Source organism: Streptomyces sudanensis, from assembly GCF_023614315.1.
Taxonomy (GTDB): domain Bacteria; phylum Actinomycetota; class Actinomycetes; order Streptomycetales; family Streptomycetaceae; genus Streptomyces; species Streptomyces sudanensis.
The window spans coordinates 2534027-2549182 of record NZ_CP095474.1; the positions used below are offsets into that span (position 1 = coordinate 2534027).

Here is a 15156-nt window from a genome sequence, read left to right on the forward strand (position 1 = left end):
ATAATAGACGTCAGACTCTAGATCCCACCCCCACCTCACCGCCACCACCCGGCTCCGATCCGCTACCCTGTCTGGGGCCACCCCGCCTCCGTAGCTCAGGGGATAGAGCACCGCTCTCCTAAAGCGGGTGTCGCAGGTTCGAATCCTGCCGGGGGCACAGGCAGAAGGGCCAGCTCAGGAGGGTTTTCCTCCCAGGCTGGCCCTTCGTCGTGTCCGGGGTCGTGCCACACGCGTGCCACTACGTCCGTGCGGCGCCCTCCCCGGAGGAGTCCGAGGCCGCTCCCCCGCCGTCCCGGATCATGGCTCCGAGCCGGTCGGCGATAGCCCGGTCCCGGTCGCTGGTCATGTGCTGGTAGATCAGCGCGGCGCGCGAGCTGCTGTGGCCCATGCGCGTCATCAGCTCCCGCGTGCTGGCCCCGGCCGTCGACGCCAGCGTGTTGCCCGTGTGCCGCAGGTCGTGGAAGTGCAGCTCGTCCGTGACGCCCGCGGCCTTTCGGGCCTTGACCCAGTCGTCCCGGAAGTTGCTCCGTCGGAGCTGTCCGCCCTGTGGCCCGACGAAGACGTGTCCGTCGCGGCCGGGAGCGGCGAAGTGCTCCAGGTGGTGCGTGACCGCGTCGAGCAGTTCGGCCGGGAAGGAGACGGAGCGCAGCCCGGCCGCGGACTTCGGCGCCTTGTCGAAGAGCCGGCCGTCCTGCAGCTCGGCCTGAGCGCGGCGCACGGTGACGGTCAGCGCCTCCAGGTCGACGTCCCGGCGCCGCAGGGCCGCCAGCTCCCCGAACCGCAGGGTGGTGAAGGCCGCCAGGAGCACGAGGAGCCGGTAGCGCGGCGCGATGGAGTCGGCGACGGCGAAGACCTCCGCCACCGTGAGGACCGGCCGCTCGGGCACGTCGTAGCGGTCCGCGCCCTTGATGCGGCACGGGTTGCGCCGGATCAGCTCGTCGTCGACGGCGGTGTTCATCAGGGCACGCAGCAGTTGGTACGCCTTGACCACCGTCGGCTCACCGACGCCGGCAGCGAGGAGCTTGCCGCGCCAGCCACGCACGCGGGCCGTCGTCACGTCGGCCACGCTCCCGGCTCCGAAGGTGGGCAGGATGTGCAGCCGCATCACCGACTCGTTCCGCTCGCGGCTGCGGTCGGCGAGCTTGCGGTCCCGCAGCCACGCGGTCGCGTACTCCCCAAAGTTCACCGCCCCCGCGTCCGGGTCCGACCACTGCCCGCGGGTGATGTCCGCCTCGATGTGCGTCAGGGCGACTTGGGCATCCGTCTTGGTCGCGTACGTCTTCTCCGCCGGCCGCAGTTGCCCCGTCTCCGGGTCCCGGTAACGGACCTGCCAGCGGCCGGACGCAAGCTGTCGGACCGACCCGAAGTTCCGGCGCCTTCCTTTCTTGTTGGCCATCAGGCGGCCCTCCGCAGCGAGCCGCGCCGGTCGTTGATCGGCCGCACCGTGTTGGCGTCGATGAAGGCGTTCAACGCGCTCTCCGGGATGCGGACATGCCGGCCGACCTTGACGAACACGATGCGCCGCTCCGCGACCAGACGGCGCGGGAAGCGCTCGCTGGTGCCGAGGAGTTCGGCCACCTGGGCCACAGTGAGGTAGCGGTCAGCCATGGGTGGGTTCTCCTTCCGTTCCGGGGGCGGGTTGGCGCGAGGTGGCGAGCCAGGTCTCTGCGTCGGTCAGGCCGGTGCCGGCGAAGCGCCAGTGGGAGAGGACGAGGACGGTGTCCGGGTCGGGGAGCGGGTGGCCGGCTTCGGCCGCGCGTGCGCGGGCCAGGGCTTCGTTGTGGGCGGCGCGTTCCTGGCGGAGGGCGCCGAGGGTGGTGGAGTAGGCGCGGGACTTGGTGGAGAAGTGGCCGCGGAAGCCGAGCATGTGGGCCCACTTGCGCAGGCGCAGGTCTTCGAGTTCGGGTCGGGCGCCGAGGTGCCAGCAGGTGAGGATCATCTGCCGTGCGTGGTCGGTGACGCCGGAGCCGATCAGGTCGATGATCGGGTTGCGGATGGGCCGGTCGAGGGTGCCCGCGGTCTCGGCGCCCTTCGTGGCGTACTTAGCGATGTAGGCGGCCACAGCGCGGCTGGACAGTTCCGAGGTGCCCGCGAAATCGGCGGAGCGGATGGGGCGGATGTCGAGCTGGTCACCGAAGCGGAAGGCGTACGCGCGGCCGTCGAGGACGGGGCCAGGTGCCTCGGCGAGCCGGGCCGCCGAGCGGATCGCGTCGGTGAGGAGTTCGGTCGTGGCCCAGGCCGGCGGGGCGTCCTCGGCGCCGTCGGGGCCGTCGAGGCGGATGACGGCGTGGAAGTGGACGGCGCCGCGCCGCTGGTACTCGGCGACCTTGGCGTAGGAGACCTTGAGGTGGTGGCGCAGCGCCGAGCGGCTGAGGCCCGCGCGGGAGGCGAGCTGTTGGCGCAGGTAGGTGGCGAAGCGGCCCCACAGCGCCCCGGCGTGTGCGTTCCACAGGACGGCCGCGCGGTAGTCGTACCGGTCGGGGTCCAGGGGCGCGCCAAGGGCAGGGTCATCCTCGGCGTGGAGGTGCCCGCAGCGGCACCGGCCGCCGCCGGGGCGGTTGTGGACGGGGCCGAAGGACGGGGCGGTGAAGGTGGCGAAGACGCGCGGGTGGTGGGCGACGGCCGGGCCGATGCCCTTGCCGCCGCTCAACCCGGCGGTGACCAGGTGGAAGGTGTCCCTGCGGTACACCTCGGCGCAGGAGGCGCACCGGGTGGCACGGCGGTTGTTGCAGCGGATGAGGAGCTGTCCGGCCGGAAGGTCGCGGTCGGCGATCTCCCGGACGATCTCCCCGGTGGCGGCGTGGACGTCGAGGCGGTACCCCTCCATGCGGACGGGCCGCTCGCAGCCGCCGAGGCGCTGGATCTGGTGGGCGTAGGCGCTGAGGTCGCCGTGCCGGGCGAGGGCCGCCAGTCGGCGGATGGCTCCGGCCGGAGCCGCGGGGCGCATGTGCGGGTTCCTCCTTGGGAGAGCGGGAGCGGGACGAACGCCCACCATGTCGAGGGGGCTAGACAGAGTGGGCGGATTGAGCGAGTGGAGCGGATGAGGTCAGCGGTCCTTGAGGACGGAGCGCACGACGACGGCGCACACGGCCACGGACACGGCCGTGACGGCCACGGCGAGGAGCATGGAGACCAGGACGGCGCCGACGACCAGGACCACGGCGGTACCGGCGCCGACGAGGGCGAGCACACCACCGGAGGTGAGCTGGACGGCCGGGCGGGACGGTGCCGGCGTCGCGGGGACGGACGGAGGAACCGGGGCGGCCGGGGTGACTGGGGTGACGGAGTTCGACTCGACGACGGCGGACGGGAGGATCAGGCCGGTCGGCTGCGGCATGGTCGGGAGCTTCGGTCGGAACATGAGCGGGTCTCCGTTCGAGGGTTACTTGATGGCGGAGTCGATGACGGGGGCGAGCAGGCTGTCGGCGAGGACGTAGCCGCCGAGGAGCAGCACGGCGACGAGCCACCAGGGCGGGCGGACGAGCTTGACACCCAGCGCGCCGACGACGAGCAGGGCGAACCAGAGGGGAACGTCCATGGCGGTCATCTCCCGTCAGGCCGGGCAGCGGTGGGTGCGGGCGGCCAGCTCGGCGGCGGCGCGGCTGTCGTACTCGGCGGAGAAGTCGCAGCGCGGGGCGGTGCAGGCGGCCACGTGGCGGTTGCGACCGCGGACGAGGTACGAGGCGACGTTGACAGGGCCGATGCGGCGGACGTTGCGGAAACGCGGGCTCATGGTGGTGTTCCTCTCTCAGAGGTGGGCGGCGACGGATGCGGTCATGGACGGGGGCAGGCCGAGCCGGGCGCGTACGGCGTCGGGGTCGGCGGGGCGGCCGGTGGCCGAGCGGTGTTCCTCGGCGAGGGCCCGGACGCGGTCGACGAGGGCGGGCGGCAGCGCGGCGGGAACGGGCGGCGGGGCCGGAACGGCGACCAGTTCGGCCGCGGTGGGCTTGGGTGCGGAAGCGGGTTCGGCCGAGATGGGTTCGGTCGAGGTGGGTTCGATCGAGGTGGGTTCGGGTTCGGTGGGCTTGAGTTCGGTGGACGGCGCCGGTAGGGCGTCCCGGTCGGGTGCGTCGACGGTGACCGGGGCGGATCCTGTGTCCGTCGCCGTCACTGTCGTCGAGGGGACGGGAGCCGGCGGCGCTTCCGGGCCGTGGGGCGTGTGGGCCAGCAGGGTTCCGCCGAAGAAGGCGACGGCAGGCCAGCCCGCGACGACGACGCGCAGCCATGCGGGGACGTGGTCCAGGTCGAGGAGCCCGGCGGTGGCGACGTTGGCGCCGAGGGACGCGGCCAGGGCCACGAGGAACCACAGCCGCGGCCCCCGGGCCGCCCGCCCCGCCTGCTGCGACTGGCGCATCCGACGCCAGGCAGCGACCAGCAGCAGGTCGACGCTCACGGGGTAGGCCCACGCCTTCCAACCGCTCTGCCCGGCCGCCGCCGCGAGGTCGTGCAGGTGCGAGAAGGACAGGGCACCCGCGATGGCGGCTTGGACGATCACGGCGTCCACACGGGCCAGGTGGGCACGCATCGGCTCAGGTTCCTTCCGGTTTTCGCCATGGGAGGGGTAGGGACGTGGCGCGAGGCGGTCGCGCCGGCCGTGAGGGGAGGCGCGCGGCTACTCGGTCACCGGGCGCGCGATGGGCACTGCGGGAGAGGAGGAGGAACCGACGTACCCGGCGGACTCGACGGCGACGACGGGCCGGAAGGGATCGAGCCGGGGCAGCTCCGGCACCAGGGCGGAGGTGTCGCGGCAGACGGCCGCCGCGTCGTCGAGGGAGAGATGGGGCGAGCGGACGCGGGACCAGCCGCCGGAGGAGTCGCCGACGACGGCGACGCCGGGCCGTTCGGCAGGGATGGAGGTGGCGGCCAGCACCGCTTCCGGTGCGATGTCGCCGAGTGCCATGGTCGCGGAGGTCTCGTCGTTGACGCGGTGGCAGACCCGGCCGGTGAGTTGGGCGCGCAGCATGGTGGCGCCCTTGCCGAGTTCGGAGCCGAAGCGCTGTCCGCACACCTCCAGGTAGATGCCGGCCGCACGGCCGAGTTGGGCGAGGCGGATGAGCTTGGTGACCATGGCGTCGCGCCGCTTCTCGTCGTCCTTGTTCGCGGCGAGGAAGAGTTCCGCGACCTCGTCGACGACGAGCACGACCGGCACCGGCCGTACCGCTTCCGGCAGCCCCCACACGTCCGAGGTGAGTACGGCGTCCGGGCCGGCCCCGCTCGAAAGGCCGATCAGCCGGAACCGCGCCTCCATCTCCTCCAGCAGGGCGTCGAGGAGTCCGTCCGCCCGGTCCGGAGTGTCGGCGAGCGCCGACAGTCGGGACGCGAACGGAGCCAGCTCGACGCCCCACTTGCAGTCGATGCCGACGAGGACGACCGGTTGCCGCGCCAGCCCGCACAGCAGGTTGCGCAGGTAGACGGACTTGCCGGACTGCGTGGCGCCGAGGATCAGTTCGTGCGGCACGGTGCGGAAGTCCCGTACGTGCCATTCACCGTCCTCCCGCAGCGCCAGCGGCAGGCGGAGCGGGCCGGCCGCCAGCCGACGCCGGGGAGGCCGTACCTCGGCGAGCACGTCCCAGCCGACGAGCCGCAGTTCGAGCCAGCCCGGTTTGGTGGGGCGGACGTGTACGGCGTGGGCGCCCCAGGCGTGCCGCAGCCGGTCGGCCGAGGCGGTGAAGTCCTCGGGCGCCTGCCCGGCTGCCATGCGCAGCCGCATCACGAGGCCGGACCCGGTTGGCCGCGGCAGCGACCGGCGGGGCGGTACGGGAGCCGCCTCCCGTCCCACCATCCGGGCCGTGGCCCGGCGGACGGCCGAAGCCGGGACCGTCAGTCCGCAGGCGTCCATCGTCGCCCGGTACGAGGCGAGCACCCGCAGCGCGACCAGCGGATACCCGACCAGCCACCAGAACAGGACCGGCGACCGGCGGCGCACCGCCAGCAGCGCGACCAGGACCAGCAGGACCGGCAGCAACACCCGGACGGTGTCGGCCATGGCCATCAGCCCTGCACCGCGGCCGGGGCGTTGACCATGACCGCATCGGCCCGGAAGGCGATGCCGTGCCGGCTGCGCCCGCCGAACTCGCTTTCCCAGGGCCGGGCCACCAGACCGGACAGGACGACCGGCGCACCCATGACCAGGCCCTCGCCGATGCCCTGTTCGGGGACGGTGACCTTGATCATGTCCGAGCCGCCGTCCGCGATGAACACCAGCTCCAGCACCATCAGCCGCTGGCCGGTCACCGCATCCACGGCGACCTCACCGGTCTGCCGGTCCTTCACCTTCACCTCGGGCAGCTTGGTCACGAGGAGCGTCGCGGCCGAGGTGTCCACGGGGATGACACGCATTCTCTGAACCTCACAGGGTCGGCGGTGTCCGTTCTACGGCACCGCACCGAACTGGATACCCCCCTAGACAACAGAGGGGTGACCCGCCCTATCTGTCTAGGGGGGTTGACGGTTACCGTAACGCGACACCCCATCAACTGTCTAGGGGGGTGTACGGACGTGTCTCGGCGGGCGCGCAAGCGCGTTACGAGAACACCGCTACACGAGCACCCAGTGAAGGACCGTCGCGTCGTCGTGCGCCTTGCCGCGTGGCCAGCGTCGACCGTCGGGGTCGCCGTCCTCCACTTCCCGCACCCGGCGGATCAGCCCATCCGGACCGGAGGAACCGAGGATGCCCAGCACCTCCCGCCAGTCCGCGAGGCCGAATTCGTCGACGAGGCGCGTCGCCCCGTCGCTCAGCAGCGTCACGGACGCCAACGAGTCCAGCAGCACCGTCCCCGTAAAGGCGTGGTCGGCCGCCCGCGGGTCGGGGCCAGCGATCCAGAAGCCGCCCGGCCGGTTGCGGAGCCCCGTCAGGGCGTCGCGGTACTCGGCCAGGGCGGCGGCGTGTTCGGGTGATCCGGTGGGCAGGGCGTCGACCGGTGCGCGAAGCCGTTCGCCGACCTCGTCCAGGCGCCGATCCGTGACGGCGGTCGCCTTCCCCTCCCCGTCGGCGAGGAGGAGGGTCGAGTCACCCAGGACGAGGTATTCCAGGTTCTCCGCACCGACCCGGACCGCGACGACCGTACTGGTCGGACTGGCCCGGTAGGTCAGGTCACACGTGTCCCCGTGCAGAGACCGGACGCCGCGGATCGCGTCGGCGAGACAGTCGGCCAGAGGCCGGGCGGGATGCGCCGTGATGCCGCCCAGCAGCAACCCGCCCAGCGTCGAGGAGAACCACGCGATGCCGTGTACGCATCCGGTCTCCGCCCCGGCCACGCCGGCGCCGTCGAGGAGGACGGCCGCGCCGGGAGCGACGGCCGCGAAGTCCTCGTTCTCCTGCCCGGGTTCGGCAGGCAGGGAGGCGAGGGCGAGGTTCACGCCGCCGTCTCCTCGTCGTGCAGGTAGAGGGGGCAAAGCAGTTCGACGGACCGCGGTTCGTCGGTGTCGGGGTCGTACTCGACACCGACCAGCGTGGAGAAGTTGCGCTCCCCCACCTGCCCCCACAAGGTGCTCAGGTCCGAGGTGAGCAGATGGACGACACCAAGGGAGCCCGCCGTATGGATTCCGGCGATAGCGAGCACCGAGCCGTTGCCGTCCGGGCGAGGCAGGCGACCGAGGTACCCGACATCGTGCGGGCGACGCGGCTCCAAGTCCGCCCCGGCGTTGTACTTCGCACCGGTGCGCCGGTCCACCAGCGCCCACGGTTCGCCCTCCGGGTGCTCCCAGCCGAGGACCGGATCTTGGGCGTACAGGTCCCGCATGGCCGGGGACATGGCCGGTCCGCAGACGACGACCAGGCCGTTGCGGTTGAGGTCGACCTCACCGCTCACGAGCACATGGCCGGAGCTGACGTCGAGCCCGTACGACTTCGCCAGCTCCTCCAGCCGCTTCCCGGAGTTCATGTCGGCCATGGCGACGACCGGGCGCTTCTTCACGTCGTCCCACCTCAGCGGGGTCACGACCGTGACGGAGCCCGTACCGAGGAAGGCCCCCTCAGGCGCCGGCCCGGTGTGCCGGATCTGATGGATCCGCCCGCGGCTGAGACCAGCCTTCTCGGCGATCTGCGCGTAGGACAGCCCCTGTGCATGGAGGTCCTGGACCACGCGGCGGCGGAGCCGGGCGAGTTCGGTCACCTCCTGCTGCGCGGCGGCCAACCTCGTCGTGACCTCACGCAGGAGCAGGTACGGATCATCGATCGCCATGATCCGCTGCAACTCGTCCGACATGATCACACCTCCTGGAAGTAACCAGGAGTCTAGGGCTCTAGACGGAATGGGCGACAGGCGCCGTCCCGTACGCACACCGACCACGAAGAACCGGGACCGCCGCCGAGGTACACCCCGCGGAGTCACCCGGCACCGCCTATGGGGCGACCACCGACCGTCGACGAGCAGAGCACGCTCACGCATCCCCCAGCGCCAGGTCGGCCCACACGGAACGCCCGTCGGCCCAGTCCCTCACACCCCACCTCTTGGCGCAGGACGCGATCAGCAGCAGTCCACGCCCGCCTTCCTCCTCCTGGTCCGCCCCGTCCCGCAGCTCTGGGACGCGCTTGCTTCCCTGATCGACCACCTCGATGCGCACGTGGTCGTCATCGAAGCCGACGATCACGAAGAACCGGCCGCCAGCCGAACCGCTCAGCGTGTGGCGCACGGCGTTGGCCGCCAACTCGCTGACGATCAGGACAGCGTCGTCGACCGGCCCCCTCCCGGTGACCAGAGTGGCCACGAAGTGACGGGCATGGGCCACTTGCTCGGCCAGGCCGGGGAAGGCGCGGAACCACTTGGCAGGCATGACGAACTCCCTCTCTGCGTCTAGGGGTCTAGACAGTGCAGCGGCAGAGTATTCCCATGCGCGAGAGGAACGCCAGGCATTCTCGGGAATTATTCCTCTAAGGGGTGAGGGTGTCTCCCATGCCGCGGAACTCCTTCATCACGCGCAACAGCAGGTCCCGCACCTCGTCACCGAAGACGGCAGCCCGCTCGAAGCGGCTGAACGTCTCGTCATACGTGGCCAGTTCGACGGAGTCGGTCGACACCCGCTCGTCGGCGAACGCCTCGACTACGACCGCCCGCCGGTCGCACAGGGTGAAGCCGTGGCGGGGCAGAACCGGCACCGGCCGGCGCCAGGGAATGACCCCGAGCCGTACGGTGCTCAGACTCTCGACGGCCAGCAGCCGGTCGAACTGGGCGAGCATCAGCGCCGGAGTCCCCGGCCAGGTCCTCAACACCGCTTCCGTCAGCACGAACACCGACTCCCGCCCCGGTTCGTACAACACGCTCTGCCGCTCCACCCGAGCAGCGACCGCCCGCCCGACGCCTTCCGGGGTCGCGTTCGGCGCACTCGCGAAGACGTGCCGGGCGTACTCCGCACTCTGAAGCAGGGCCGGCAGGACGACGCACTGAAACGACCGCACCAGCCGAGCCGACCGCACCGCCTCATCAAGGACGGCCCCAGCCGGAACGTCTTCACCGGATGCCGGCGGATCGGAGTCTGCGGCGGTCTCCACGGCGACCAGGAGGTCACGCACCTCACGCGCGGTCGACTCGTCGAGGCCAAGGGCACGCGAGAGCCGGTCGAGCACATCAGCACTCGGAACCATGCGCCCCGTCTCCACCTTGGACACGGTCGGCTGTCCAACGCCGGCCCGCTGAGCCAGCGCGGCACCCGTCAGACCAGCCCCCGCACGCAACCCCCGAAGACGCATCCCCAGCGCCCTCATCCGCTCCTGCCGCTCACTCCCCATACCCAGGGTTCTACACCACGAGGCAGCGGGAGCCGGATGCACGAGCCCGAGAGAACATCAGGAGGCCCGAGCGTGATTCAAACTTTCTCTACGGGTTCAAGGCGGCTCGCTCCGCTCACCGCGCGCGGCCCGGCCCCCGGCCGGGCCTGCGCTCCTGTCTCCGCCCCGCTCCAGCCCGGCCGGCGTCCGTACCGCGCGCACAGCAATCAGCCGCTTGCCGTCAGAGACGGGGTACCTCGTGGCTGGGGCGGTCGGCTCCACGGCTTTAGGCAGCCACTTTGGCGCGAGCCTCGCAGATCATGGCCCCAACATCGTGCTTTACCGGGCAGGTCCACTACCTGCCCGACGCGCCGCAAGCTTACGGGGCCATGATCACTCACGCCAAAGCAGCTCCAGCCCAAAGCCGCTCCACCGACCTCGTGGTGTGACGCCGCACGCTTCGCTGGCGCAACCTGCCACACCAATCGATCAAGAGGCTCCCTTTGGCGGCAGAGACCTTGGCGTGCCACTCATCAGCCGATCTTCCTGTACTTGCAGTCCACACGGCACTGGTACGTAGCCCCTCGCCACCAGGCCAGAGGTAAGCTTTGACACCCTCTGCTGTACAGTCGTCCGCGAACCGGTCAGCATGTCAGAACCATGGACTACTCTGCTAGCCATGTCCGATCACACGTTCATTGACCTATTTTCTGGCGCTGGGGGGTTGACTCTCGGCCTTCAGCGCGCTGGCCTGACCCCTATCTACGCTCTCGACGTATGGCCGGACGCAATCGACACCTACCGGCTAAACCTACCGGGCCACAAAGCAGAATGTGGTGACGTAGCAGACCTTACAGCAGAGAAACTCAAAAGCGTAATTCCGCAGCGCCCTAATTGGATAGTAGGCGGACCCCCCTGCCAAGGATACAGCACGGTAGGAAAGCGTAATCGAGACGATCAGCGAAATCGACTCTTTGAACATTTTCTACGCATCGTAGGGCATCTGAAGCCAGACGGATTCGTCATTGAGAACGTACTCGGACTCAAGGATATGAGTTACGAGCAGGAAGTCGCGGACGCCTTTAAGCAGCTTGGATATCAGGTTCGATTCCAGGTGGCCAGCGCAGCTGATCACGGAGTTCCTCAGCTTCGCCGCCGAGTTCTGTTTGTTGGACATCGGGAAGCAGAGTTCAAGGGACTAGATCCGCTCCTACAGGCCGATCAGTACGTCTCTGTTGAGCAAGCAATCGGAGACCTGCCAGCGTTGCAGCCGGGCCAGACGGCAACAACTTACGATCGCAAAGCGGAGTCCCAGTTTCAGAAGTTGATGCGCGGGGGATCTACCACCCTTCAAGGCCACTCCGCCTCGAAGCACCCTCCGCATCTAGTGGAAGCAATCTCACACATTCCTGACGGCGGAAACAGGACTTCGATTCCTGACCACTTGCAACCAAAGTCGGGATTCCATAATTCGTATAGCCGCCTAGCCTCGTGGTTGCCAGCTGTTGCGATCACCCAGAACATGGGAAAGCCGAGCGGGACTCGCTGCATTCACCCTAAGCAGGATCGCGGCCTAACAACACGAGAGGGTGCAAGGCTGCAGTCTTTCCCTGACTCTTTCTGCTTCACAGGTCCTTCGACCAGCCAGCGCCTCCAGGTAGCAAACGCCGTGCCGCCGCTCCTTGCCGAGTCACTCGGTCGCTCTCTGCTTGATCCGGACCACTGGGCGTAGTCGATTGGTTAACATGACGCCATGACTAGTCAGTTCGACAAGCCCCTAGCCGAATTCGAGGACAGTCTTGAGTTGCCGCAGGGGTTTACCAGCCGCAACCCCGACAACGTTGACGGTCATGCCGTTTCAGCCATCGCATGGTTGGCTCATCAACGGCCTGAGCGGCAGAATTTTTGGCCAGCGCTCTGCTTGGCTTTCATCGCCCAAGCAGAGCGCCTACTATGCCATCTGGGCACCGATCAGAAAAAGGATGCATTTACAACAATAGACCGAAAAAAGACATCGGCTGCAAAAGCGGTCGATCAACTAGTTTGGATTACCCCAGACGGCACGGAAGTGCCCGTTCGTCGTTTCTATAACGCTGCAGCAGAAGTCATCATCGCCCGAATGCGGCGAGAGCACCCATCAGCGCCTGGTCACGCAACATCTAAGTGGCTCATGTACGAGCCGCTGATTTCACACATATTCAGCACAACCCCTGGCGGCCGGCTGGCAATTGCCGAATGGATTTGGCAAATGGGTGTCTTGGCTAGGCCAAAAACAGTAAACACCGCCCATAGAACACGCCAGCCTCGTCCATTCTTGGCGATCATCGAGTCACTCGATACCGGCTCCGGCACAACCGGAGGGGCAATGTTTCAAGCTATGGTATACGGATACCTGTACGCCGACTCCCCCACATTGACGGTTGTCTCGCAGAAAGTTAATACGGGATCCCGCAGGGCGGGCGTAATCGGAGACGTAAGCGGTTACCTGGGAGAGCACGTCGTATTGGCCGCCGAGGCTAAAGATAAGCACCTCGGAAAATCCGATGAAGCGGATCTTTATACTTTTATCGAGGAGTCTTCCGCCTTCCCCGACTTGGATGCGGTGGTATTCGCCCGAAGTTTCGACTCGCACATTACCGCAAAATTGGAAGAAAATAAGGTTAGAACCTTCTCGACCGAAGAGATGATTCGCACGGTTCGCCTTTGGGATGTCCCGAAGCAGGAGAACGCCGTTCGCGCGATGCGCTTTTTCCTTGGGCAAATTCAGAAGAATCAGCGCCTCGTATCCCGTGTCGAAGAGTTCCTTCTTGAACTCAATGCCAACAGTCCATCGTCGCCAACTGAGCTTGCATCTGAGACGGACTGACATCGTTAATATGGGGAGATCCTGGACCTCCCGTGACGCGCAATTGGTCTGGTGCACGGTCCTGCGACATCTTGACCTGTCACGGGGCCGTGCACCGGACACGCCCGGGCCATAGGATGCGGACGAGAACCGGCGCCTCGAAAAGATTTTGTTGGCGTAGCCGCTTGTACGATCCGCGGCCCATTCGTGGACTGCGGAAGCATACGGAGGCACTCGCAGACCCCTGACCAGCGGTGATCCGCCAGACGCACGTGCCTCTGGAGCCGTAGGCCGCTTTGCCTGCCGCGGAAGCCTGACCGACGACACCCGACAACGTGGCTGAGGCCGGTGGGGGTGGAGCGAGACACACGCGCGCCTGGTCGGTCGGCGCGCCCGCCGTCGTGGCTGGCTGTCGTGGGCTGAGGTTCGTGCCACAACCGTGCCAGATGCAGCGGTCAGTCACGGTCAACGCCGGTGCCCCGTGGTCGGGCAGCCGCTCGCTGCCTCGGCCGGCGAAGTCGCAGCTCAGCCCGCAGATCACTCAGCCTCTCTCCTAAAGCGGGTGTCGCAGGTTCGAATCCTGCCGGGGGCACCAGCGCGAAGGCCCCGAACCGATCATGGTCCGGGGCCTTTGACATCTGGATCTGACATCAACGGGGGACGGAACGTGTCAGGTGTCACCAAGGGCCAGGCGCTCAAGCATCTGAGAACACTCGCGCAGGCGCGCGCGTTCGGCCAGCACGTCGGTTCCGACCGCCTCATCCAAGCGGCCCTGGACGCGCTCTTGGCCGATGTCGACTCACCATCGCTCCCGCTTCTGGCCGGCCTCGGACGTCGGGAGGAACACGAGGCCCGAGAACTGTTCGACCAAGTCGTGGAAGAACTGGGGATCGGCTTCGAGGCGCCCGCGGACCCGACCGCCGCCAAATGGGCCCTGGCCTACTGGCTGGCCGGTCAGGTCGTGGACGGTTCCCTGGATCCGGCTGTGGGCGCTGACCTGATCTGGGTCGAAGTGGCGTGGGACCTCAATTATCCCGAGGAACTTCAGTCGGTCGTCATGTGTGCCATTCAACTGGCGGACTGGGACGAGAGCTGGGGCATCCCGCTGGAGCAGCTCAAGGAAGAAGCCCTTCGCGCGGCACGCGAACTGGTCGAGCGCCGAGGCCCCGAGACCGTCACCTGACACACCACGGAGCCCCGGAACCAATCACGGTCCGGGGCTCCCACGTTTCGCACCGGCATCGACGACTAGCCGGTCAGCCGAGGCCGGGACGTCTCCTCAGCAGCCGGTCCATGCGGTTCGTGGCCTCGCGCTGCATGTCCTGCACGACGTGCGAGTACCCGTCCATGGTGATGCTGATCCGGGAGTGGTCCGGGATCTCTGTCACGACACGGGCGCGGCCCCGGCCACCGTCAGGAGCGTCGCCGTACCGTGCCGGGCGTCGTGCAGCCGGATCACGCGGAGACCGGCGGACTCGGCGACGCGGGTGAAGGACCGGTAGACGTTCCACGGCTCGACCGGGCGACCGGTACGAGTGGTGAAGACATGGCCCGACTCCTGCCAGGTCCCGCCTTCACCCAAGCCGCCGCCTGCCGTATGTAGTGCCAGCGCAGAGGCGCGTCACGTAGCTTCCGAAGACGCATCCCCAACGCCCTCATCCGCTCCCATCGCTCACTCCCCGTGCCCAGGGTTCTACATCCCGAGACGACGGGAGCCGGATGCACGATCCCCAGCGATCACCAGGAGGCCTGAGCGTGATTCAGACTTTCTCCACGGGTTCGAGGCCCGGCTCCGCTCCGCCGGGCGGGCTTTCCGGTTCCGCTCCGCGCAATGCTCATGCCTTCGGGCCGCTCCGCGCGGGCTGCGCCGACGCCCGCCCACAGGTGGACAGGGCCGAAGGCCATGAGCCGAGCACCGTCCGCACAGTCGCGGCCAGAGCCTGGTGCCTCCGGCGGGGGACCGGCCGGCCCCGGGGTGGTGAGGGCGCCGTTTCCGACCGCGGGTCCGTAGGGGCGTGCGGAAGCTTCCCTCCCGTCCGCCGTCGCCCCAGGCAGAGCCGAGCCGACGGCGGACGGGAAGGAAGCCGGGGCAGTCGTGGGAGAGGTCCCATGGCTCTCCTCTGCTGTGTAACCAAATCACCCTACAACTTTCTTGAGAATTCAGTTAGTTACTCGATAGGTTCCATCCATGGACTTCACGGTGCTTGCGCACGCGGTAGAGGTAGATCACGGCATCAAGCGCGTGTCGATGCGATTCATCAAGAAGTACGCGGCGCCTGAGAGGAAGCGCCTCAGTTCTGAACTCAATGAAGAGATCACCAAGGCCTTGGCCGACCACGGCCTTGTCGCCCTTCCCCGGACGCTTCCGACCTCCGAGGAGGCTTTCATCTTCGTCCTTCAGGCGGACACTGTCCTGGGCGAGGCGGCGGAACTTTCAAAGGTGATCTTCGCCGGGCGGAGGCTCGGCCTGTTTGACGGACTCAACCTTGAGGATCGATTTCCCAAACTTGCCGAGGAGGCCGCGTAGGCGGGCGGCACAGCAGCCAGATACCGCACCCCCTACAACCGCCCCTGCCCGGTAGCGTCCCGCCATGCCCACCCAGCG

17 protein-coding genes, 1 tRNA gene and 1 pseudogene are annotated in these 15156 nt (G+C 68.2%); 5 read left to right on the top strand and 14 right to left on the bottom strand.

What is annotated here, in order from left to right; translation table 11 throughout:
- Window positions 1-84: 84 nt before the first annotated feature.
- Window positions 85-157: transfer RNA gene (locus MW084_RS11710), tRNA-Arg, on the top strand.
- An 81-nt stretch (window positions 158-238) separates the two neighbouring features.
- Here MW084_RS11710 and MW084_RS11715 read toward each other — a convergent pair.
- From MW084_RS11715 to MW084_RS11775, 13 genes are all read right to left on the bottom strand, one after another.
- The gene (locus MW084_RS11715; protein WP_010470277.1) at window positions 239-1396 is read right to left on the bottom strand and encodes a tyrosine-type recombinase/integrase; all 1158 of its coding nucleotides are present in this window, start codon (window positions 1394-1396) and stop codon (window positions 239-241) included.
- Window positions 1396-1608, bottom strand: a complete 213-nt coding sequence (locus MW084_RS11720; RefSeq protein WP_010470276.1) for a helix-turn-helix domain-containing protein — start codon at window positions 1606-1608, stop codon at window positions 1396-1398. Before MW084_RS11720 ends, MW084_RS11715 begins: the two co-directional genes overlap by 1 nt.
- Complete coding sequence (locus MW084_RS11725) at window positions 1601-2947, bottom strand: replication initiator (RefSeq protein WP_010470275.1); 1347 nt, start codon at window positions 2945-2947, stop codon at window positions 1601-1603. Before MW084_RS11725 ends, MW084_RS11720 begins: the two co-directional genes overlap by 8 nt.
- Window positions 2948-3046: 99 nt before the next feature.
- Window positions 3047-3361 carry a hypothetical protein gene (locus MW084_RS11730; protein WP_010470274.1) on the bottom strand — a complete coding sequence of 105 codons (315 nt, stop codon included), beginning with the start codon at window positions 3359-3361 and terminating at the stop codon, window positions 3047-3049.
- Between the two features lie 21 nt (window positions 3362-3382).
- Window positions 3383-3538 carry a hypothetical protein gene (locus tag MW084_RS11735; protein ID WP_010470273.1) on the bottom strand — a complete coding sequence of 52 codons (156 nt, stop codon included), beginning with the start codon at window positions 3536-3538 and terminating at the stop codon, window positions 3383-3385.
- Window positions 3539-3553: 15 nt separating this feature from the next.
- Window positions 3554-3733, bottom strand: a complete 180-nt coding sequence (locus MW084_RS11740; RefSeq protein ID WP_010470272.1) for a mobile element transfer protein — start codon at window positions 3731-3733, stop codon at window positions 3554-3556.
- A 15-nt stretch (window positions 3734-3748) separates the two neighbouring features.
- Entirely contained in the window at window positions 3749-4525 is a 777-nt protein-coding gene (locus MW084_RS11745) for a DUF2637 domain-containing protein (RefSeq protein WP_010470271.1), read from the bottom strand.
- A gap of 87 nt (window positions 4526-4612) precedes the next feature.
- On the bottom strand, window positions 4613-5986 hold the full coding sequence (locus tag MW084_RS11750; RefSeq protein ID WP_029553460.1) for an FtsK/SpoIIIE domain-containing protein: 1374 nt from the start codon (window positions 5984-5986) through the stop codon (window positions 4613-4615).
- Between the two features lie 5 nt (window positions 5987-5991).
- Complete coding sequence (locus tag MW084_RS11755) at window positions 5992-6339, bottom strand: SCO3933 family regulatory protein (RefSeq protein ID WP_010470267.1); 348 nt, start codon at window positions 6337-6339, stop codon at window positions 5992-5994.
- A 198-nt stretch (window positions 6340-6537) separates the two neighbouring features.
- A complete protein-coding gene (locus MW084_RS11760) occupies window positions 6538-7359 on the bottom strand; it encodes a hypothetical protein (RefSeq protein ID WP_010470265.1) in 822 nt (273 codons plus the stop codon).
- Window positions 7356-8207, bottom strand: a complete 852-nt coding sequence (locus MW084_RS11765) for a sigma factor-like helix-turn-helix DNA-binding protein (RefSeq protein ID WP_029553459.1) — start codon at window positions 8205-8207, stop codon at window positions 7356-7358. The genes MW084_RS11760 and MW084_RS11765 overlap by 4 nt, the downstream gene beginning before the upstream one ends.
- 175 nt (window positions 8208-8382) lie before the next feature.
- Window positions 8383-8775, bottom strand: coding sequence for an ATP-binding protein (locus tag MW084_RS11770; protein WP_010470261.1), 393 nt, complete (start codon window positions 8773-8775; stop codon window positions 8383-8385).
- A gap of 97 nt (window positions 8776-8872) precedes the next feature.
- The gene (locus MW084_RS11775; RefSeq protein ID WP_010470259.1) at window positions 8873-9727 is read right to left on the bottom strand and encodes a helix-turn-helix domain-containing protein; all 855 of its coding nucleotides are present in this window, start codon (window positions 9725-9727) and stop codon (window positions 8873-8875) included.
- Window positions 9728-10385: 658 nt separating this feature from the next.
- Here MW084_RS11775 and MW084_RS24570 point away from each other — a divergent pair.
- The 3 genes from MW084_RS24570 (at window position 10386) to MW084_RS11790 (ending at window position 13734) form a co-directional block, all read left to right on the top strand.
- Window positions 10386-11438, top strand: coding sequence for a DNA cytosine methyltransferase (locus MW084_RS24570; protein ID WP_078571570.1), 1053 nt, complete (start codon window positions 10386-10388; stop codon window positions 11436-11438).
- Between the two features lie 21 nt (window positions 11439-11459).
- On the top strand, window positions 11460-12572 hold the full coding sequence (locus tag MW084_RS11785) for a hypothetical protein (RefSeq protein ID WP_158684316.1): 1113 nt from the start codon (window positions 11460-11462) through the stop codon (window positions 12570-12572).
- Window positions 12573-13218: 646 nt separating this feature from the next.
- A complete protein-coding gene (locus tag MW084_RS11790) occupies window positions 13219-13734 on the top strand; it encodes a hypothetical protein (protein WP_010470254.1) in 516 nt (171 codons plus the stop codon).
- A 73-nt stretch (window positions 13735-13807) separates the two neighbouring features.
- Here MW084_RS11790 and MW084_RS11795 read toward each other — a convergent pair.
- Window positions 13808-14171 (bottom strand): annotated as a pseudogene (locus MW084_RS11795) (tyrosine-type recombinase/integrase); the annotation flags it as partial.
- 568 nt (window positions 14172-14739) lie between these two features.
- Between MW084_RS11795 and MW084_RS11800 the strand changes: the two are divergent.
- Window positions 14740-15078, top strand: a complete 339-nt coding sequence (locus MW084_RS11800; RefSeq protein WP_010470252.1) for a hypothetical protein — start codon at window positions 14740-14742, stop codon at window positions 15076-15078.
- Window positions 15079-15156 lie beyond the last annotated feature (78 nt).

Coding starts and splice junctions, on each gene's coding strand:
- MW084_RS11715 (WP_010470277.1), bottom strand. CDS start 1,396: ATGGCCAACAAGAAAGGAAGGCGCCGGAACTTCGGGTCGGTCCGACAG.
- MW084_RS11720 (WP_010470276.1), bottom strand. CDS start 1,608: ATGGCTGACCGCTACCTCACTGTGGCCCAGGTGGCCGAACTCCTCGGC.
- MW084_RS11725 (WP_010470275.1), bottom strand. CDS start 2,947: ATGCGCCCCGCGGCTCCGGCCGGAGCCATCCGCCGACTGGCGGCCCTC.
- MW084_RS11730 (WP_010470274.1), bottom strand. CDS start 3,361: ATGTTCCGACCGAAGCTCCCGACCATGCCGCAGCCGACCGGCCTGATC.
- MW084_RS11735 (WP_010470273.1), bottom strand. CDS start 3,538: ATGGACGTTCCCCTCTGGTTCGCCCTGCTCGTCGTCGGCGCGCTGGGT.
- MW084_RS11740 (WP_010470272.1), bottom strand. CDS start 3,733: ATGAGCCCGCGTTTCCGCAACGTCCGCCGCATCGGCCCTGTCAACGTC.
- MW084_RS11745 (WP_010470271.1), bottom strand. CDS start 4,525: ATGCGTGCCCACCTGGCCCGTGTGGACGCCGTGATCGTCCAAGCCGCC.
- MW084_RS11750 (WP_029553460.1), bottom strand. CDS start 5,986: ATGGCCGACACCGTCCGGGTGTTGCTGCCGGTCCTGCTGGTCCTGGTC.
- MW084_RS11755 (WP_010470267.1), bottom strand. CDS start 6,339: ATGCGTGTCATCCCCGTGGACACCTCGGCCGCGACGCTCCTCGTGACC.
- MW084_RS11765 (WP_029553459.1), bottom strand. CDS start 8,207: ATGTCGGACGAGTTGCAGCGGATCATGGCGATCGATGATCCGTACCTG.
- MW084_RS11770 (WP_010470261.1), bottom strand. CDS start 8,775: ATGCCTGCCAAGTGGTTCCGCGCCTTCCCCGGCCTGGCCGAGCAAGTG.
- MW084_RS11775 (WP_010470259.1), bottom strand. CDS start 9,727: ATGGGGAGTGAGCGGCAGGAGCGGATGAGGGCGCTGGGGATGCGTCTT.
- MW084_RS24570 (WP_078571570.1), top strand. CDS start 10,386: ATGTCCGATCACACGTTCATTGACCTATTTTCTGGCGCTGGGGGGTTG.
- MW084_RS11785 (WP_158684316.1), top strand. CDS start 11,460: ATGACTAGTCAGTTCGACAAGCCCCTAGCCGAATTCGAGGACAGTCTT.
- MW084_RS11800 (WP_010470252.1), top strand. CDS start 14,740: ATGGACTTCACGGTGCTTGCGCACGCGGTAGAGGTAGATCACGGCATC.